The organism is Xylanibacter rodentium (genome assembly GCF_013166575.1).
Lineage (GTDB): Bacteria > Bacteroidota > Bacteroidia > Bacteroidales > Bacteroidaceae > Prevotella > Prevotella rodentium.
Window position 1 is genome coordinate 50,503 of record NZ_JABKKE010000008.1, and the last position, 17,407, is coordinate 67,909.

Annotated in this window: 10 protein-coding genes; 1 reads left to right on the forward strand and 9 read right to left on the reverse strand. The window is 49.9% G+C overall.

The genetic code is table 11. The features are described 5' to 3' along the window. Nucleotides 1-101: 101 nt before the first annotated feature. From HPS55_RS06180 to HPS55_RS06200, 5 genes are all read right to left on the reverse strand, one after another. Entirely contained in the window at nucleotides 102-1,757 is a 1,656-nt protein-coding gene (locus HPS55_RS06180; protein WP_253945779.1) for a DUF3943 domain-containing protein, read from the reverse strand. A gap of 21 nt (nucleotides 1,758-1,778) precedes the next feature. Continuing rightward, nucleotides 1,779-2,900 (reverse strand): hypothetical protein, encoded by a 1,122-nt coding sequence (locus HPS55_RS06185; protein WP_172174673.1) that lies wholly within the window; start codon nucleotides 2,898-2,900, stop codon nucleotides 1,779-1,781. 195 nt (nucleotides 2,901-3,095) lie between these two features. After that, nucleotides 3,096-3,347, reverse strand: a complete 252-nt coding sequence (locus tag HPS55_RS06190; protein ID WP_172174670.1) for a hypothetical protein — start codon at nucleotides 3,345-3,347, stop codon at nucleotides 3,096-3,098. Nucleotides 3,348-3,607: 260 nt separating this feature from the next. Then, nucleotides 3,608-5,020, reverse strand: coding sequence for a sigma-54-dependent transcriptional regulator (locus HPS55_RS06195; RefSeq protein WP_253945778.1), 1,413 nt, complete (start codon nucleotides 5,018-5,020; stop codon nucleotides 3,608-3,610). Between the two features lie 122 nt (nucleotides 5,021-5,142). Further along, nucleotides 5,143-7,734: a hybrid sensor histidine kinase/response regulator gene (locus HPS55_RS06200; protein WP_172324755.1), complete on the reverse strand. Its 2,592-nt coding sequence runs from the start codon at nucleotides 7,732-7,734 to the stop codon at nucleotides 5,143-5,145. A gap of 198 nt (nucleotides 7,735-7,932) precedes the next feature. Between HPS55_RS06200 and HPS55_RS06205 the strand changes: the two genes are divergently transcribed. Then, nucleotides 7,933-10,959, forward strand: a complete 3,027-nt coding sequence (locus HPS55_RS06205) for an endo-1,4-beta-xylanase (RefSeq protein ID WP_172174664.1) — start codon at nucleotides 7,933-7,935, stop codon at nucleotides 10,957-10,959. 281 nt (nucleotides 10,960-11,240) lie between these two features. Here HPS55_RS06205 and HPS55_RS06210 read toward each other — a convergent pair whose 3' ends face one another. The 4 genes from HPS55_RS06210 to HPS55_RS06225 all read right to left on the reverse strand — a co-directional run bounded on the left by HPS55_RS06210 (nucleotide 11,241) and on the right by HPS55_RS06225 (nucleotide 17,368). After that, complete coding sequence (locus HPS55_RS06210; RefSeq protein WP_172174661.1) at nucleotides 11,241-13,349, reverse strand: prolyl oligopeptidase family serine peptidase; 2,109 nt, start codon at nucleotides 13,347-13,349, stop codon at nucleotides 11,241-11,243. A gap of 16 nt (nucleotides 13,350-13,365) precedes the next feature. Then, nucleotides 13,366-14,358: an Rpn family recombination-promoting nuclease/putative transposase gene (locus tag HPS55_RS06215; protein ID WP_172174658.1), complete on the reverse strand. Its 993-nt coding sequence runs from the start codon at nucleotides 14,356-14,358 to the stop codon at nucleotides 13,366-13,368. A gap of 248 nt (nucleotides 14,359-14,606) precedes the next feature. Further along, on the reverse strand, nucleotides 14,607-15,362 hold the full coding sequence (locus HPS55_RS06220) for a succinate dehydrogenase/fumarate reductase iron-sulfur subunit (protein ID WP_172174655.1): 756 nt from the start codon (nucleotides 15,360-15,362) through the stop codon (nucleotides 14,607-14,609). A gap of 14 nt (nucleotides 15,363-15,376) precedes the next feature. Next, nucleotides 15,377-17,368: a fumarate reductase/succinate dehydrogenase flavoprotein subunit gene (locus HPS55_RS06225; protein WP_172174652.1), complete on the reverse strand. Its 1,992-nt coding sequence runs from the start codon at nucleotides 17,366-17,368 to the stop codon at nucleotides 15,377-15,379. Between the last annotated feature and the right edge of the window lie 39 nt (nucleotides 17,369-17,407).

Consider the following 17,407-nt stretch of genomic DNA (forward strand, 5'->3'; position numbering starts at 1 on the left):
TGTCCCTACTCTACTTGCGCGGCATTTGCCTACAAACTGCGAACAAAGGTTTATCCTGTGCGCTCAATATCCCCCTTTGGGGGATTACAGGGGGCTCCCCGCTACATCTTATATGCCAGTCCGAGACGCACGGTAAACGTTCGTGCCGACACGTCGTCATGATACGAATAGCGAGTGCTTCGGATATAGTAAGAGGCCGACAGGTCGAGACACAGTCTGTCCGACACCGACAGTTGCAGACGCGGATTGACCACAAGCAGCTGGGCACTGCCCTTGTCGCCCTGGGCATTGAGGTAGAGCGGGTCTGTGGTGGCGAGGTCCTCGTCTTCATATCCCTTCCATGTATATATATTGTAAAGGTCGGCATTGATGAAGAAGCGTCCGTAACGCCCGAACTCCATCATCGTGTGTACCTTGGCACTGTAGCCGCTGCCCATGTTATAGTCGCGGTCAATCACGTTATAGTAGTCGCTGAGCGAACCGCCGAGTAATATGCCGCTGACAAAAATGCGCTGCTCAAGACGTGTGAGATTGCCCACACCGGGAAACTTGTAAATGATGCCCGGTCCCACCGCCGCAGCTTCGGATATGCGGAACGGCACCTCGCTGCTGCCGTCCTTTACGGGCTGCGAATCGTAATAGTTGAAGTGTTGGAAGAACCCGAATTCGGCCTGCATGCCGTTCGAAGAATACACCGGAGCGCTCCACAGTTGTCCAAGCAGGTGTATGCCGCTGATGATAGGCTGGTTGGAGCTGAGCCCCAAAGTCACATCGGCCGTGAAATAGTCGTAAGGCCGGTTTACCGACTCGTCGAACGGATCGCCATAGCTGAGTCCGACGTTCACATACGGATTTGTCTCTCCGCGAAACAGCGCGTTGTTGTCGGCCAGATAACGATAACCCGCAGACACGGCCAGCCCCACGGGCAGCCGGTCGTAATCGTGATACTTGCCGCCGGTGTGCCTCACCTTCCAAGCCTCGCCACTGACAATGCGGTTGAGCCCGCGCATGGGGCACACCACCGTGCCGAGCAACTCACGCCAGAAACGGGCCGGACCGCTCTTGCTGTCGTCATAGATGAGGTCGCTGATGCGGTAGGTGATTTCTCCCAGACAAACACCGCCCACTGTCGTTGCCACGAGATCGTTGATGGCCGGCGGCTCCGTCTCGCACACTGTCTCCCACATCAGGCTGCCGCCAAAAGCATATGGAACCGACTCCCAGAAGTTCATGCCGTTGCTGCGTGCCGCGTTGAAATAAAGTCCGCCGTGATACGGATGGGCAAACAGATTGGTGGAAAACTGGTCGTTGTCCCACACGAATCCTGTCTTTATGTTGTGACGCACGGTACGGGGAGAAATCTTTGCAAACTCGGCGTCAAGCGCAAAACGGTCGAAAGCAAGCACAAAGGCATTGATGCCCACCACCTCAGCGGCGGCTATCCACGGATGCTTCACCGAACGGTTGACCTCGGTGTCGGCCAATGGCATTGTAACGACAGGGAGACTGCACTCTTCGTCGGCCGGCATGTCAACCACCATGCGCAGATAGTGTGCCGCCATGCTGTCTGTCTCGGACGCTGTGGGCCCGCTTGCGGACGCTGTGGAGAGCGTGTCGACGGCTGCGGCGCGGCAGGGATGCTGCAACACGATGAGCAAGAAGAGGACAACAGCAAACGCGCCACACCATCCGGAAAGGCTGTATGTACGGCTGTGGCGGCAATATATAGTGTAAATGATGATGTCAGACATTTTCATTTTCTTGTTTTTGGTTATATGTCACCTGTTCTCCGAAGGCAGACGGAATGTCAGCCCGGCCTCGGCTATCAGTCGCTCACGGTATCTTCGCGAATGATGATAATAGCGTGTATCGCCATATCCCACCGTTACAAAGGCACCGAGGATGTGCCACTGGTAGTCCAGATTGACGCGGCCCTGCAACGAGTAAAGACGATCGGGCTTGTCAGCGGAGTTGCGCGCAAAGGTCTCGACATGATAGTAACCGATGTCACCGCTCACCGTGAGACGCTTCGACAGATTGAAATACTGGCCGACACGATAGAATACAGCTCCGGAAAAGTCTTCATCAAAACCCATATAGTGCGAACCGAAACCGATGATGCTGTATGTACTGCGGTTGCGGAACCGCACTGCCAAGTTGAGCTTGACGGACGAACCTGCATAGACCATCATGTCGATGCGGGTCTTGGGATTGACATTGACCAGACCGATTTTATGGGCAATGGTGTCACGGCTATAGTTGATAAGCCCCACCTGGATGCCGCGCGGATGACTCATACAAACGTTGAACAGACCTATCTGCGAACCGTTGAGAGTGTCGGCGTAATTGTATGCCGCCATTTGCACGCCACGCATATACGACGAGCACACATTGGCGGCTCCGGCCAACTGCACACCGCGCTTCACTCCCATCGAGATATTGGTGACGGCACTCAGCTGAATACCGCGCATGGGAGTGGTACAGGCATTGGTAAGACCGGCCAACTGGACACCGTTGAAACGCGACGCGACATTGGCCACACCGGCTATCTGAACGCCACGCATGTCGCCACTGCCGGCGTTAAGCAGACCGGCCAACTGCACTCCGTAGGCACGGCCATGACTCAAGGCGGCCAGGGCCGACACGTTGGCACCACGCATTTCACGTCGGGACGCTCCGGTGAACAACGACAGTTGCATGCCGCGCAGTGTATCGACATTGGCAAACAGACCGACATTAAAACTGCTGAACAGCAACGAGTCGGCAGTACGGCGGTTTACTCCGATGCCTATATTGGCTGCGCTGCCATCCGGCTCACGGGCTGCGCAAGGCCTGGAGAAATATGGCAACAAAACTAATGACAGGACAACAAATGTCTCTGACACCAACCGTGTATTCATGATTCAATACCGTTTATTTGAATTTACGCGGCAAAGATAAACAATATATCTGACATCTGCACTATTCGGCGGAAAATCACAAAATCATTTAACAAGAAATAAAAAAAGGAGAAGCATGCCGTCACGACACACTCCCCCGTCTACTGAATCTTAGACATGTTTATAATAGATACATACTAACGCCAAATGTTATTATTATTTTGCGACAGCGGCGGAATCACAAGCCACAGAGTCGCAGGCAGCAGCCTTGTCACAGGTTGTCTTTCCGCAAACCACCGAATCGGATGCAGCCTTATCGGAAGCGCTGGTGTCAGGAACCTGAACATCCACAGTGTCGTTCATTATGATATTGTTCACATTTGCTGTATTCTGTCCGCCGTTTGCAAATACACCACTAACCGATACCATTGCCAAGGCAATAACTGCCATTACTGAAAACTTTTTCATAATCTTTTCTCCTTCTTTTTTTAATTAATAAATCAATAAGTCTTTCTGCAATATAAAGTGCAATAGGCGTGCCAGAAACGTATTATATAACATAACACTCTGACAGACAGCAGTATATAAAAATCAGAGATATAAGACTACGTGTAGAATAGTGTGGAAAGGTGTGGATTTTTTCCACAATAGAATGTGTAGAGACAGTGTGGACTTACGATTATTGCGACTGTGGCAGGGCATAGATATAACAAACCGGCACACCTTCATCATTGTGTTATACCATATTTTTCAATCTTATTGTACAGTGTCTTCCGGTCGATGCCAAGCAACTGCGCGGCACGGCTCTTATTGCCTCCTGTAGAGCGCAGGGCAGCCACAATTCTGCTCTTTTCGTCGCCGTCATCGCGCAAGGGCAATATATGGAGTATGCCGGCTGGAGAAAGCGACGGAGCCAAGTCGGCAGCTGTGATATATCCGGAACGTGCAAGCAATACGGCACGCTTCACCACATTCTTAAGCTCGCGCAGATTACCGGGCCAGCTGTATGATGCAATCATCTCGGAGGCCTTGGCGTCGAAACCGACAATATCGCGGTCAAGCTCATGATTGGCCTGACGAAGAAAGAGATCGGCAAATAGAAACAGGTCGGCGCCACGGTCTTTCAACTCGGGCATCACTATGGAAAATTCATTGATACGGTGGTACAGATCTTCACGGAAAGTGCCACGGGCCACGGCCTCGGCCAGATTTTCGTTGGTGGCACACACTAACCGGAAATCAACCTCTACCTCGCGAGCCGAACCAACAGGCCGCACACGGTGTTCCTGTATGGCACGCAACAGCTGCACCTGCACATCGTAGCTAAGATTGCCAACCTCGTCAAGAAACAAGGTGCCGCCATCGGCCTCGACAAACGCTCCACGCTTGTCGGCCACTGCACCGGTAAAAGCCCCCTTCACATGGCCGAAAAACTCTGAAGCGGCCACGTCACGCGGTATGGCTCCGCAATCCATGGCTACAAACGGACGACCGGCACGACGGCTCTGTACGTGTATGCTTCGGGCCACATACTCCTTGCCCGTGCCGCTGGCGCCCAATATGAGCACTGACATCGGTGTGGGAGCCACAAGGTCCACATAGCCGTAAAGCTGACGGGCAGCCTCGCTCGTGCCGCGAAGATAACGGGGAGGGGCGGCTGAACCTGAAGACGCAGACGAATCCGTATCTTCCGCCGGAACAACGGTCTTGCCTTGCTTTGGCATTACCGGTCTTTCATGCGCTGCAACGGCAACATCACAACCGCCTCCGGCCAGCGCATCGTTTATCTTCTGCAACAACACATCCGGCTGCACGGGCTTGGCTATATAATCGCTTGCCCCGGACTTCATAGCCAACACGGCATTCTGTACCTCGGCATAGCTTGTCATCATGATGAACGGCACCGCACGGTTGCATTTACGAAGCCATTGAAGCAGAAAAATGCCGTCACGGTCGGGCAGACGCATGTCTGACAGTACCAGACCGACAGTGCCGCCATCGTCACCGGACAACAGTTTGACTGCATCGCTGACACGGCTCACCGTATCGACATGAAACCCTTTCTTGGCGAGCCAGGTCCGCAACATCATGGCAAACGTAAGGTCGTCCTCAACTATAAGTATGTGATTGTCGTTCATCATGCAGCTATAATGCAAATGGATTACAAAGATAAGGCTTTTTACAGAGCCGTGACAGATATATATACATTTTTTGTATTTATATAACACTCCGGGCACTGCTATAGAGGCAGTGCCCGGAGTGTTCATACTATAATGCGGTCAAGCTCGTTGAGAATGGCTTCCAGTTCGCATACGATATCACCGCAAATGTTCCGGAAGTCGGAAACCGATAAACAAGAAGCAGAACCGGCAACATGACCGTTAACGGAAGAGCCGCGCATGGCTGACAATGCTTTGAGATGCGTCACCGCGGGCGACTGTATCATTGTAAACACGGGTATGAGCTTGTGGCCCAAGGCGGCTACGGATGAAACATTCTCCAAGAGCGAACCATCGCAAGTATAGATATCTTCCGAGGCATTATCCAAAAAACCACGAAACGCCTCCAAATGTTCGGCCGTAGACAAGCGGAACTGTCGTAGTATGTCTATCTCGGCGTCACGGTCACCGTCGGCAAATTCAACAAGCGGAGCAAACCGTCCATATACGGAAATAGTGGGTGAATCAGCCTCAACTTCCGTATACTCTCCGTAACATCCCATCAAACGTGAAATGACGGCATACAGATTTTCCGTATTGAACGGTTTGGAAAGACGTGCTGCAAAACCGGCCTTAAGAAACTCATCGTCGCTGATGGCATCATGGGCTGTCATGGCCACGGTGGGCAGTCTGTAACAACCTAACCGTCGCAAAAGTTCAAACCCATTGGTGCCAGGCATTTCTATATCTGTGAACATTATGTCAAAATGCCGCTCGTCAAGCAATACCAACAGTTCTTCGGTTTGACTGCATGCGCATATCCGCCATCGTCCGCCGGACATACCGCGCAGCATCTCACAGACAAGCTGAAGCTGGAACGGATCATCGTCTATGATGACAATACTGAGATCTTGCGGCAATGCGCCGGCACAACAAGTGAGCGACGGTGAAGACGACAAAGCCGGCGCCTCACCGGCTGCCGGTCCTGTCTCAACGGGCAGACATACTGTGAACGTGCTGCCATGACCCGGTGTGGTATCGAGCGTGATTTCACCGCCGAGCAAGGTCACAAGTTCACGGGTGATGGAAAGTCCGAGTCCGACTCCTTCAATATCCTGTGCACCCGACAGGCGAGTAAAGGCAGTGAAAACCCGACGGCTATCCTCTTCGGTCATTCCCGGACCGGTATCGGCCACCGACAGACGTAAAATCCCTTCAGTCACACCGACAGCCACAGTCACACAGCCCTTTGCGGTGTATTTAAGAGCGTTGCTTATCAGGTTTTCGGCAATCTGGCGTATTCTGAAAGCATCGCCACGACAAACATCATATAGTTTTTTACCCTCTGTCGCGGAAGACGCAGAAAGGTCTGTGACGCCGTCAATAGTTTTGCAAATAAGCATAAGTCCCTTGGCATCGGCTCTTGTGCGAAAACTCTCTACACAGTCGGCTATAAGAGTTGACGGTGAGAAACTGACAAAACGTGCACATACACCTCCCTTTTCAAGCTGATGATAATCGAGTAGTGCACCCACAAGTTGCAACAGATGAGCGGCTGACGAGCGCATGACATCAAGCCACCCAACGGCCTTGGGGTCTGAAATACGGGTGCGCAGAAGTTCGATGAATCCGGAAATGGAAGCCACAGGAGACTTGATATCGTGAGTAATGGTAAGCATCAAACGTTCGCGTTGTTCAAGCAGACGTTCCGCCTGCTCACGGGCCTCTTCAAGACGATGCCGGTAAAGAACAGCCCTACGATTGTCACGGCATACAAAGAACAACGACACCAAGGCCAGCAGCACGGCAACTGCCGACAGTAGTCCCATACGCGTCAAGGCAGCCGTACGGCGAGACATGTCGGCCTCACCGGCGTGACGAAGCCAACGGCGCTCGGCGCGGCTTATACTTTCTAAAAGTTTATCGGTGCGGTGGGCAAGCTCGATACCCGTAATCTGCAACGCACGGGCACTTTTCTTGATACGAATAGTACGGGCACGTAGCAGACGTTCTTCCTCACGTCCGACTCCAGTCAGAACCTCGGCCAAAGTATCACTCAGATTGACAACTTGCCTCATAGTGTCAATACCGGCATGATGGTCCGACACTGTTACAACAGTGGTATCGGAACGTGAACGGCGGAACACATCGGCCAAACGGCTGAAGAATGTCTTGCCCGTACGGTTGACTACGTATGTCACATGCTTTTCATCTTTGCCACGGCTGACATCCGAACTTACCACGACAGAGTCGAGACCGTTACGCAGACGCTCGGCCCGACGTCGGTATACTTTTCCTGCACCGTCAGTACCTATCACAGCGATAAGACGGCGAGTGTTATCACGCTTGCAATCCAACAACATCTGCAACGAATCGATACGGGCACGCTGGACGGTATCGTCAAGCAGAACCGAAAGACTGTCGGCATAAGCCTGCGTACGAGATATGGCACGCTCATAGGCGTCCCATTGTCCGACATCACCCATGCAGACGGCACGTTCCAGATTTTCCACCTCAAGGATACTGTACACAAGACTGCCGGCAGCATCCCATCTCACAGTCATGGCACGCTCAACATCGGACAACCGTACGGCAGAACGGGTGTATCCATAAACAAGAATCACAGCCATACCGAACACAACAATAATGAAAGTATAGCCAAAGGCCACTTTCAAAGGTATGTCCCACTTTTTCATCGTCGATTATATATACTTATGTCTCAAATTATTATATTTACGTACAAAGATACTTCTTTTTTCATATCAATGACAAAAACTTCGCTTTAAATGACTAAATTTGCAGACTGCTTAAAACGAAAATAAAAGCGAAACAAATCAAGAATTGGTGAAGTCATAAAACTGAGAAGTAAACAAATTAAAAAAAGGACAGAACAGATGAGAAAAAGGATTTTGGGCATTGTCACCGCAGCCGTGACTGCCGCCGCAGCAAGCAGCACACCACTGACGGTATGTGACTTTGAGAATTATCCCATAGGCACTACATGGACTTTATGGCACAACGGCAACGGAGAAATCGCGTCTACAGCAACTGTCGAGGCTGACCCGGCAAATGCAGGAAACAAGGTGTTGCATATAGTGCTGAAAGAATGGGGATGTCATCCTGAATTTGAACTCCCGACGGAATTGCGCGGAAAAGCACTGACCGACCGCTATCCGATGGTAAAATTTGACCTCTACCGCAGTACGTCAGACGCCGACGACTGGAAACAGTTTGCTGTGTTCGTAGGCACTCAGGAGGTATATCGCGACGAAGGATATCCATATCAGGGAGACAAAGGTGTATGGCAAAGCAGAAGTTATACCATGAATCCTGCCGGAGAAGACAACACTGCGGGATTGATCAGACTTGGCATACACCACAACAATACGGACTATTACATTGACAACATCCGCCTTGCCGGAGAGTACGACGACTACTTAACGACCGAAAACGGCGGTACACTCGATTACTGCACGGCAAATACGGCAAGTTCGTACAGCACCATCGGCGACAACATCTTCATACCTGCAGGCACGACAACCAACGTTCGCACATCGCGATATTCCGAATGGACAGGAAAAGTGGCCGGTGAGGGCAAGCTCAATATATACGCAGGAGGAGAGCGCTCGTACATTGGCACGAAAGCAAGCAAAGGCACGACATATCCCGACTGGAATGCCATGAATGGCGAGATACATGTCTATCCGTATAAGGAGGTGGCCGGCAACTGCGGTTTCTACGGTCTGCTTCTGAGCAGCGGCACATTCCAACCAGACAACATAGAAGCGTCACGATGCAACGAGGTTTTCACAAACAGCAAGGTGGCTCTGCACGACGGAGCAACGATGGCTGTCGAGTCGGGTACACGAGGCATCAGATTCGGCGAACTGAATACAGAGACGGGCAGTACGCTTGACGGATACTACAAATCGGGCAAGGCCAACTCTTATTACATAGTGGGCTCAAAAGGCACTGATGCCATTCTGGCCGGCAGGATATACGCATCGACTGCAGGCAACACGGTGGGACTGGTAAAGGAAGGAGCCGGCACATACACCATAAGCGGCAACGACAACGACATCAGCGGAGGAATACGTCTGACAGAAGGCAGACTGAACATCGACAACGATGCGGATGAGGCGGAGAAGAAGAAGAAAAACGGTGCTACAGGCAAAAACGGAACGGTATTCGTATTCAACGGCACCACGCTTGCGGGCAACGGTAACGTGGCGGCACGCACAGAGATATATGGCACGGTAAGACCGGGAGGCGAAAAGCCAGGCACACTTCACTTTGCAGACTATACGTCGACAACCGGTGTCAACGTAACTCTGCATCCAGAAGCCAACATCGTATGCAGGGTTAAGACCACTGACGAGCATGACATGGCAGACATCAAAGGCGTAATGGCATACAGCAACAAGACGCAGGACTTTGAGGACTCGGACAAGACCCCGAGGCTGACCATCGAACTGGCAGACGGTGCGGCACCGACTGTGAACGAAGAGATAACGTTGCTCACGGCAACGAAGAAGGAAGGCAGCGGATGGGGATTCAGAATACGTTATCCCAAGGCTTATACATGGGTTGTGGAGCAGCATGAGGGCGACGACGGACAATACAGCATCGTGGCCAAAGTGACATCGCTCGACTACAGCGGACAGGGAGACACCGGTGACGACGAGGATGAACCGGGCGGAAAAGGCGAATACCCCGACGACGACTGGACTGCCGACATTACCGACAATACGCCGCTGCGCGAATATACGGCGAAACTGGGCAAGAACATAGGTCTGGCATTGGGCACATACAGGTACGACTGCAGCCGCGACGACGGCGAAACGGGAATAGCCGGGCGCGAGTTTGACATGCTTGTAGGCGAAAACGAGATGAAATTTGACGCTACAGAACCGAATCGCGGTGAATTCAACTTCGGCGGTTCTGATGCTGTGATGTGGGTGGCCGACAGATTCAATCAAGAGGTGCGCGGGCACACACTGGCATGGCATCAGCAGGTGGCCAAATGGGTGAGCGAAGACGGAAAGAAGAACAACAACAACTTTAGCAGAAGAGAATTGCTCGACATACTGAAAAACCATATCTTCACTGTGGTTGGAAAGTACAAGGGACGTATACGCGAATGGGACGTATGCAACGAAGTTCTTGACGACGACCAAAGCATAGTGCGCACCAATCCTAATGCCTACAAGCTGCGCCCGTCGATATGGGCCACGTACATCGGCGAGGAGTTTATCGACTCGGCTTTCGTATGGGCACATCAGGCCGACCCGCAAGCCAAACTTTACATCAATGACTATGGTGTAGAGTTCATGGGCAACACCAAGACTGAGGCTTACCATAATCTGATAAAGAGACTGAAAAAATCAAGACTGCCAATAGATGGATGCGGACTACAATGCCATCTGACGACAGGACAACTGGACACGCTGAAACTGGAGAAAAACATAAAGCGCTATGCCGAACTCGGCATGAACTGCATCATAACGGAACTTGACATTGCACTGGCCAATCCGTATGCCGAGAACGCTCTTGACATTCAGGCAAAGGAATATGGCGCTATAACAAGAGTATTCTTAAGGAACGACAACTGTCCGTCAATGCTTGTATGGGGGGTGTCGGACAATCACTCATGGCGTAAGAACAATCCGTTGCTCTTCGACAAGAATCTGAAAGCCAAACCGGCTTACTACAATGTTCACGCACAATTGCGGCTGGCCGCAGAAAAGGCTGTTGCCGACGGCATTGTGTCTCCAACGCAATCAGCTGACAACACCAAAGTCATCTCGACGACACGTTACGACATTTACGGACGCAGTGTTAACACACCAAAAGGCATTGTCATCGAGAAAAACATATATTCGGACGGCAATGTGAAGGTGGTGAAGAGGGTGTACAGATAATAAAATTCGATTAATTAGATCTGTAGGGACATTTTCTTGTATTTACTCCGTTTACCATATTGGTATCAACATTCATCTGGCGGATAAATACAAGAATATGTCCCTACTCTAATATAACTCATATAATCAAATCTCGTTCAGCATATTCGGCAATTTCTACCAAATATCAGGTGGCATCTTATCAAACTCATATTCATAGGAAAATATTTATAGCCACCGATATAACCTCGTCAGCGGCATACCCGGTACAAATTCCAATGTAATGGCGAGTTGTCGAATTTTCAATATTTCAATCCCATGTTATAAAGTATGAAACTATAAATGTCGGCCTGTTCTTCAAGCACCTTTGCCAACGGCTTACCTCCACCGTGACCCGCTTTGGTATCTATACGGATGAGCACGGGCGATGTGCCGGTGTGACACTCTTGAAGCGTAGCGGCAAACTTAAAAGAATGGGCAGGAACAACGCGGTCGTCGTGATCGGCAGTGGTGACAAGTGTGGCAGGATAGGTTGTACCAGGACGGAGATTGTGCAAAGGAGAATACTTATACAGATACTCGAACATCTCCTTGCTGTCCTCACTCGTACCGTAATCGCTGGCCCAATTCCAGCCAATGGTGAACTTATGATAGCGCAACATGTCCATCACGCCCACTTCCGGTACAGCCACACGGAAAAGTTCAGGACACTGTGTCATACAAGCACCTACAAGCAGTCCACCGTTGCTGCCACCCACAATAGCCAAACGTTCAGGACCGGTATACTTATGGTTGATGAGATATTCGGCTGCAGCGATAAAATCGTCAAAAACATTTTGCTTTTGCATCTTCGTACCCGCCTGATGCCATTCCTCACCATACTCACCGCCACCACGAAGATTGACCTCGGCATATATGCCGCCACTTTCGAGGAAGGGTATGCGCAAAGAAGAGAAACGCGGTGACAGACTGATATTAAAACCTCCATATCCATATAAATAGACAGGATTACGACCATTAAGTTTCATACCTTTCTTATAGGTGATACTCATAGGTACACGTGTTCCATCCTTGCTGGTATAGAATATTTGCTCACTTATATAATCGGATAAGCGAAACGCTAACTTTGGTGTTGCGTAAACAACGCTATGGTCTGCCTCTATATCGTAACTGTAGATTGTGGTAGGAACCGTATATGAGCCAAAGCCATAGAAGCATTCCTTATCATCCTTTTTGCCACTGAAATATACTGAACCTATCATTGGCAATGTTACCTCATGAAGGCGTTTTCCATAAAGGTCACAGACATAGGCATGTGATGAAGCATCCTTGGAATAGGTAAGTAAAAGTCTATTCCCTATAACATCGGCACTCTCCAATACATTCTCGCTCTCAGGCACTATCTCCAGCCAGCTGTCAACGCCTGGTGAAGCCAACGACGCTGACATAAGACGACAACGAGGCGCGCCATAATTGGTCATTATCATGATTTGACTGCCTATATTCTCTATAGGATAATAATAATAGTTCATATCGGATGTCATCTGAATGAACTGCGAATCGGCCTGTTTGAGACTGCGTACATAAAGATTGTTGCCTGCACCCTCACCGCTCTCAGTAAGAAAAGCCATGGTTTCCTCTTCGTTTACCGTAATGCTATAGAAACGCTTTGGATAGGCCGGATTATGATAAAAGAGCACGTCTTCACTCTGCGGTGTACCTATTTTGTGATAATATATCTTATGCCCCTTATTGATGCCGGAAAATTCTGTTCCCTTAGCCAATGGAGCATCATAGGCACTGTAATAGAAGCCATCACCGTGCCATGCTGCACCAGAGAACTTTGCCCATTCGATATGGTCATCCATAAGACGTCCGGTTGACACGTCTATAACAAAGATTTCTTCCCAATCGCTACCGCTGCGCGATATGGCATAGGCGGCATATTTTCCGTTATGCGAGAAATAAACACCCTTCAAAGCCACCGTTCCATCGGTAGAAAGCGTATTGGGATCAAGAAACACACTCTGTTCCCCGTCAAGCCGTTCCATGGTATAAAGCACCGATTGATTCTGCAATCCATTGTTACGATAGATATAATAACGTCCGTGACGCTTGAATGGTACGCCTATTTTCTCATAATCAGCCAATTGTCTGAGTCTTTTGAGAAGTTTGTCACGAAAAGGAATCTTTTCAAAATAAGCATTGGTTACCTCGTTCTGCATCTTAACCCATGCCATGGTAGCCACACTTGTATCGTTTTCGAGCCAACGGTAAGGATCAGAAACTTTAGTGCCAAAATATTCATCCACAACATCGCATTTCACCGTGTTAGGATACTCTATCTGTGCCATGATTTTTTCTGATGGTGCCACAACAAATGCCAATAATATAATTGCCTTTAACTTCATATGATTACATTCAATACTATTCCATATTTTTTATATCTTCTATTGTAAGACCTGTAGCCACAGATATCTGTTCTGCCGTAATACCCATATGCAACATTGACATGGCTATAGTCCTTTTCTCTTCGAAGCGACCCTTCTCCATACCTTCTTTCATCCCTTCTTTGAGTCCCTTCTCCAATCCTTCCTTCATGCCCTTCTCCATGCCTTCTCTCATGCCTTCCTTCATGCCTTCCCGCATGCCTTTCTTCATGCCTTTCTCAAATCCTCTGTCAAGACCTTTCTTCTCAGCCGTTGTCATAATACTATACCAATCACGGTATATTTTCAAACTTTCTTCATATCCGATACGGTCTTGACGGTTGAACTTGGCAATCTCAGCTACCTCAAAAAGACGCTGGAAAACCTTTTCCTGCAAAGCCGCCGGACGTTCAAAGAGGGTAGCCAAATGACGGATGGCATAAAGCCATTTGTCGAATAGGGTAACGAGTTCGGATTCTGTCTTTGTAAACTTAGGCATTTCGAGATAAACATACACCAATTTGTCATAAAAAACCTTACCGGTCTTCGTGTCCACCAATTTAACCTCATGGTGAAAATACTCAGGATCGGTATCATCAAAGCAGAAATTAAGAATACCTATCGTATAAACGGTCTTAAGATTATAGTCCCAACTGTTACCACGGATAGCCTGATCACGAATAGGAAAAGTTGAATAAAACACACTGCGGTCCTTGAAGAACTGCTGTTCAGCTTTCTGCATTTCCACAAGAAACTTCTCACCTTTCTCATTCTCGCAATAAACATCGAACACAGCCTTACGGTCAAGTTCGCCCGTACCGAGTTGTTCATTGTTGAGATATGTAAGGTCGCGGATGACCTCTTTGCCGTCAAACATAGAGTTAAGGAAACTGATTAGCAAGTCCTTGTTGACTTCCGTGCCAAAAAGTTTCTTGAAAGCAAAATCTGTATAAAAGTTGACGTATCTCTCGTCAAGATTGCCTAATGCCATAATCGTTACGGTTTTATATTATTCAATGTGGCAAATATACTAAAATAAAACTTTATGGCAAAAACAACCTCATAAAATAAAATAAAAAACGACGATAAAAACTAACTAATTAGCAAAAACATCCATTCGAATGACAAAGAATATATATCCGGCAATAAAAAAACTTGTCCTGCAAGAACTTTTCGTTCTAATAAAGAAAGCCCCGCAAACGAGATTTGCGGGACTTTCTGATACATTATCCGAAGACTTCAATCGGCTAACTTTGCCTTGATAAATTCGCGGTTCAAACGGGCTATATTGGCTATCGACTCGTTCTTTGGGCACTCGGCCTCGCAAGCACGGGTGTTTGTACAGTTACCGAAGCCCAATTCGTCCATCTTGGCAATCATGGCCTTGGCACGCTTGGCTGCTTCGGGACGGCCCTGCGGCAGCAGAGCAAGCTGGCTCACCTTAGAACTTACGAAAAGCATGGCCGAACCATTCTTGCAGGCAGCCACACAGCAACCGCAACCGATACATGTGGCAGCATCCATGGCTTCATCGGCATCCTCCTTGGGAATAAGGATAGCGTTGGCGTCCTGAGCCTGTCCGGTGCGCACGGTGGTGTAGCCTCCGGCCTGAATAATCTTGTCGAAAGCCGAACGATCTACCATACAGTCCTTGATAACTGGGAAAGCAGCCGAACGCCACGGTTCAACTGTGATTACATCGCCATCATTGAAACGGCGCATATAAAGCTGACAGGTGGTTGCACCCGTAGCCGGTCCGTGTGGATGACCATTGATGTAGAGTGAGCACATACCGCAGATACCCTCGCGGCAGTCGTGATCAAACACGAACGGCTCGTTACCCTCGCTGATAAGTTCTTCATTAAGGATGTCAAGCATCTCGAGGAACGAAGTGTCATCGGGGATGTTCTTCATCTCACGTGTGTCGAAGTGCCCCTCATCCTTGGGACCGTTCTGCTTCCAGTACTTCAGTGTGAAACTTATATTTCTTGCCATTTTATTTCGTGTTATTAGTTCTTGTAATTTCTTGTCTGTACCTTTATTGCCTCATACTCAAGCGGTTCCTTAATGAGTTCGGGTGCCTTTTCGTCAGAGCCCTGATACTCCCAGCAGCCTACATAGAAGAACTCCTCATCGTTACGCTTGGCCTCGCCTTCCTCGGTTTGGTGCTCTTCGCGGAAGTGACCGCCACAGCTCTCTTCACGATGCAGGGCGTCGTAAGCAACGAGCTCACCCATGGTGATGAAGTCACGCAGGTGGATGGCCTTGTCAAGTTCCACGTTGAGTCCTTCCTTGGATCCGGGGATGAATAGGTTGGTATTGAACTCGTTGCGCAGTTCCTTCATCAGTTTCAAACCTTCCTCAAGTCCCTTCTTGGTGCGGCCCATGCCAACTTTTTCCCACATGATGTGTCCAAGCTCCTTGTGGATAGAGTCTACAGAGCGCTTGCCCTTGATGTTCATCAGCTTGTCGATTTCGGCGTTGACCTTCTTCTCGGCCTCGGCAAACTCAGGCAGATCGGTAGACAGACGCGGCCAGATAGACTGGTCGGCCAGATAGTTCTGTATTGTGTAAGGCAGCACGAAGTAACCATCGGCCAGTCCCTGCATCAGAGCCGATGCACCCAGACGGTTGGCACCGTGATCCGAGAAGTTGCACTCGCCGATGGCGAAGAGTCCGGGGATGGTTGTCTGCAGCTCGTAGTCAACCCATATACCGCCCATGGTGTAGTGTACAGCCGGGAATATCATCATCGGGTTGTAATACTTCACGCCGTTGATTTCGTTGGCCAGCTCGCCGGGGTTCACGTCGGTGATTTCCTCGTACATGTCGAACAGGTTGCCATAGCGCTGCAGAATTTGGTCGATGCCCAGACGGTTGATAGACTCGGAGAAGTCGAGGAACACAGCCTTACCTGTGTTGTTCACGCCGTAACCTTTGTCACAGCGCTCCTTGGCGGCACGCGAGGCCACGTCGCGGGGAACGAGGTTACCGAATGCCGGATAGCGGCGCTCCAGATAGTAGTCGCGGTCTTCCTCGGGAATGTCGCTACCCTTAATCTTACCGGCCTTTAATTTTTCGGCATCCTCCAGCTTCTTCGGCACCCAGATGCGGCCGTCGTTACGCAGCGACTCCGACATCAGCGTCAGCTTAGACTGATTGGAGTGTTCACCACCGTGAACGGGGATACATGTGGGGTGAATCTGAACGTAAGAGGGGTTGGCGAAGTAAGCACCCTTACGGTAGCAGGCCATAGCAGCCGAACAATTGCAGCCCATGGCATTGGTAGAAAGGAAGTATGTATTTCCGTAACCGCCCGTCGCTATGACAACGGCATTGGCACTGAAACGCTCGAGCTTGCCGGTTACGAGATTCTTGGCAATGATACCACGGGCACGACCGTCAACGATAACAACATCCTCCATCTCGTAGCGGGCATACAACTTCACCTTACCTGCCTTGATCTGACAGCTCAGCGAAGAATAGGCACCAAGCAGAAGCTGCTGACCTGTCTGTCCTTTGGCATAGAACGTACGCGACACCTGGGCACCACCGAACGAGCGGTTGGCGAGCATGCCGCCGTACTCGCGTGCAAAAGGCACACCCTGAGCCACACACTGATCAATGATATCGTTTGACACCTCGGCCAGACGATAGACGTTGGCTTCACGGGCACGATAGTCGCCACCCTTCACCGTATCGTAAAACAACCGGTAAACGGAGTCACCGTCATTCTGATAGTTCTTGGCGGCGTTGATTCCTCCCTGAGCGGCGATAGAGTGAGCGCGACGGGGAGAATCCTGTATGCAGAAGTTGAGCACATTGAAGCCCATTTCGCCGAGCGAGGCGGCAGCCGATGCACCGGCCAGACCCGTACCGACAACGATAACATCGAGCTTGAGCTTGTTCTTGGGGTTCACCAGACGCTGGTGAGCTTTATAATTGGTCCATTTCTCGGCCACAGGGCCTTCGGGTATTCTGGAATTTAATGTCTTAGCCATAATAATATTCTTTCTTCTTGATATTGATTAGCATTTGTA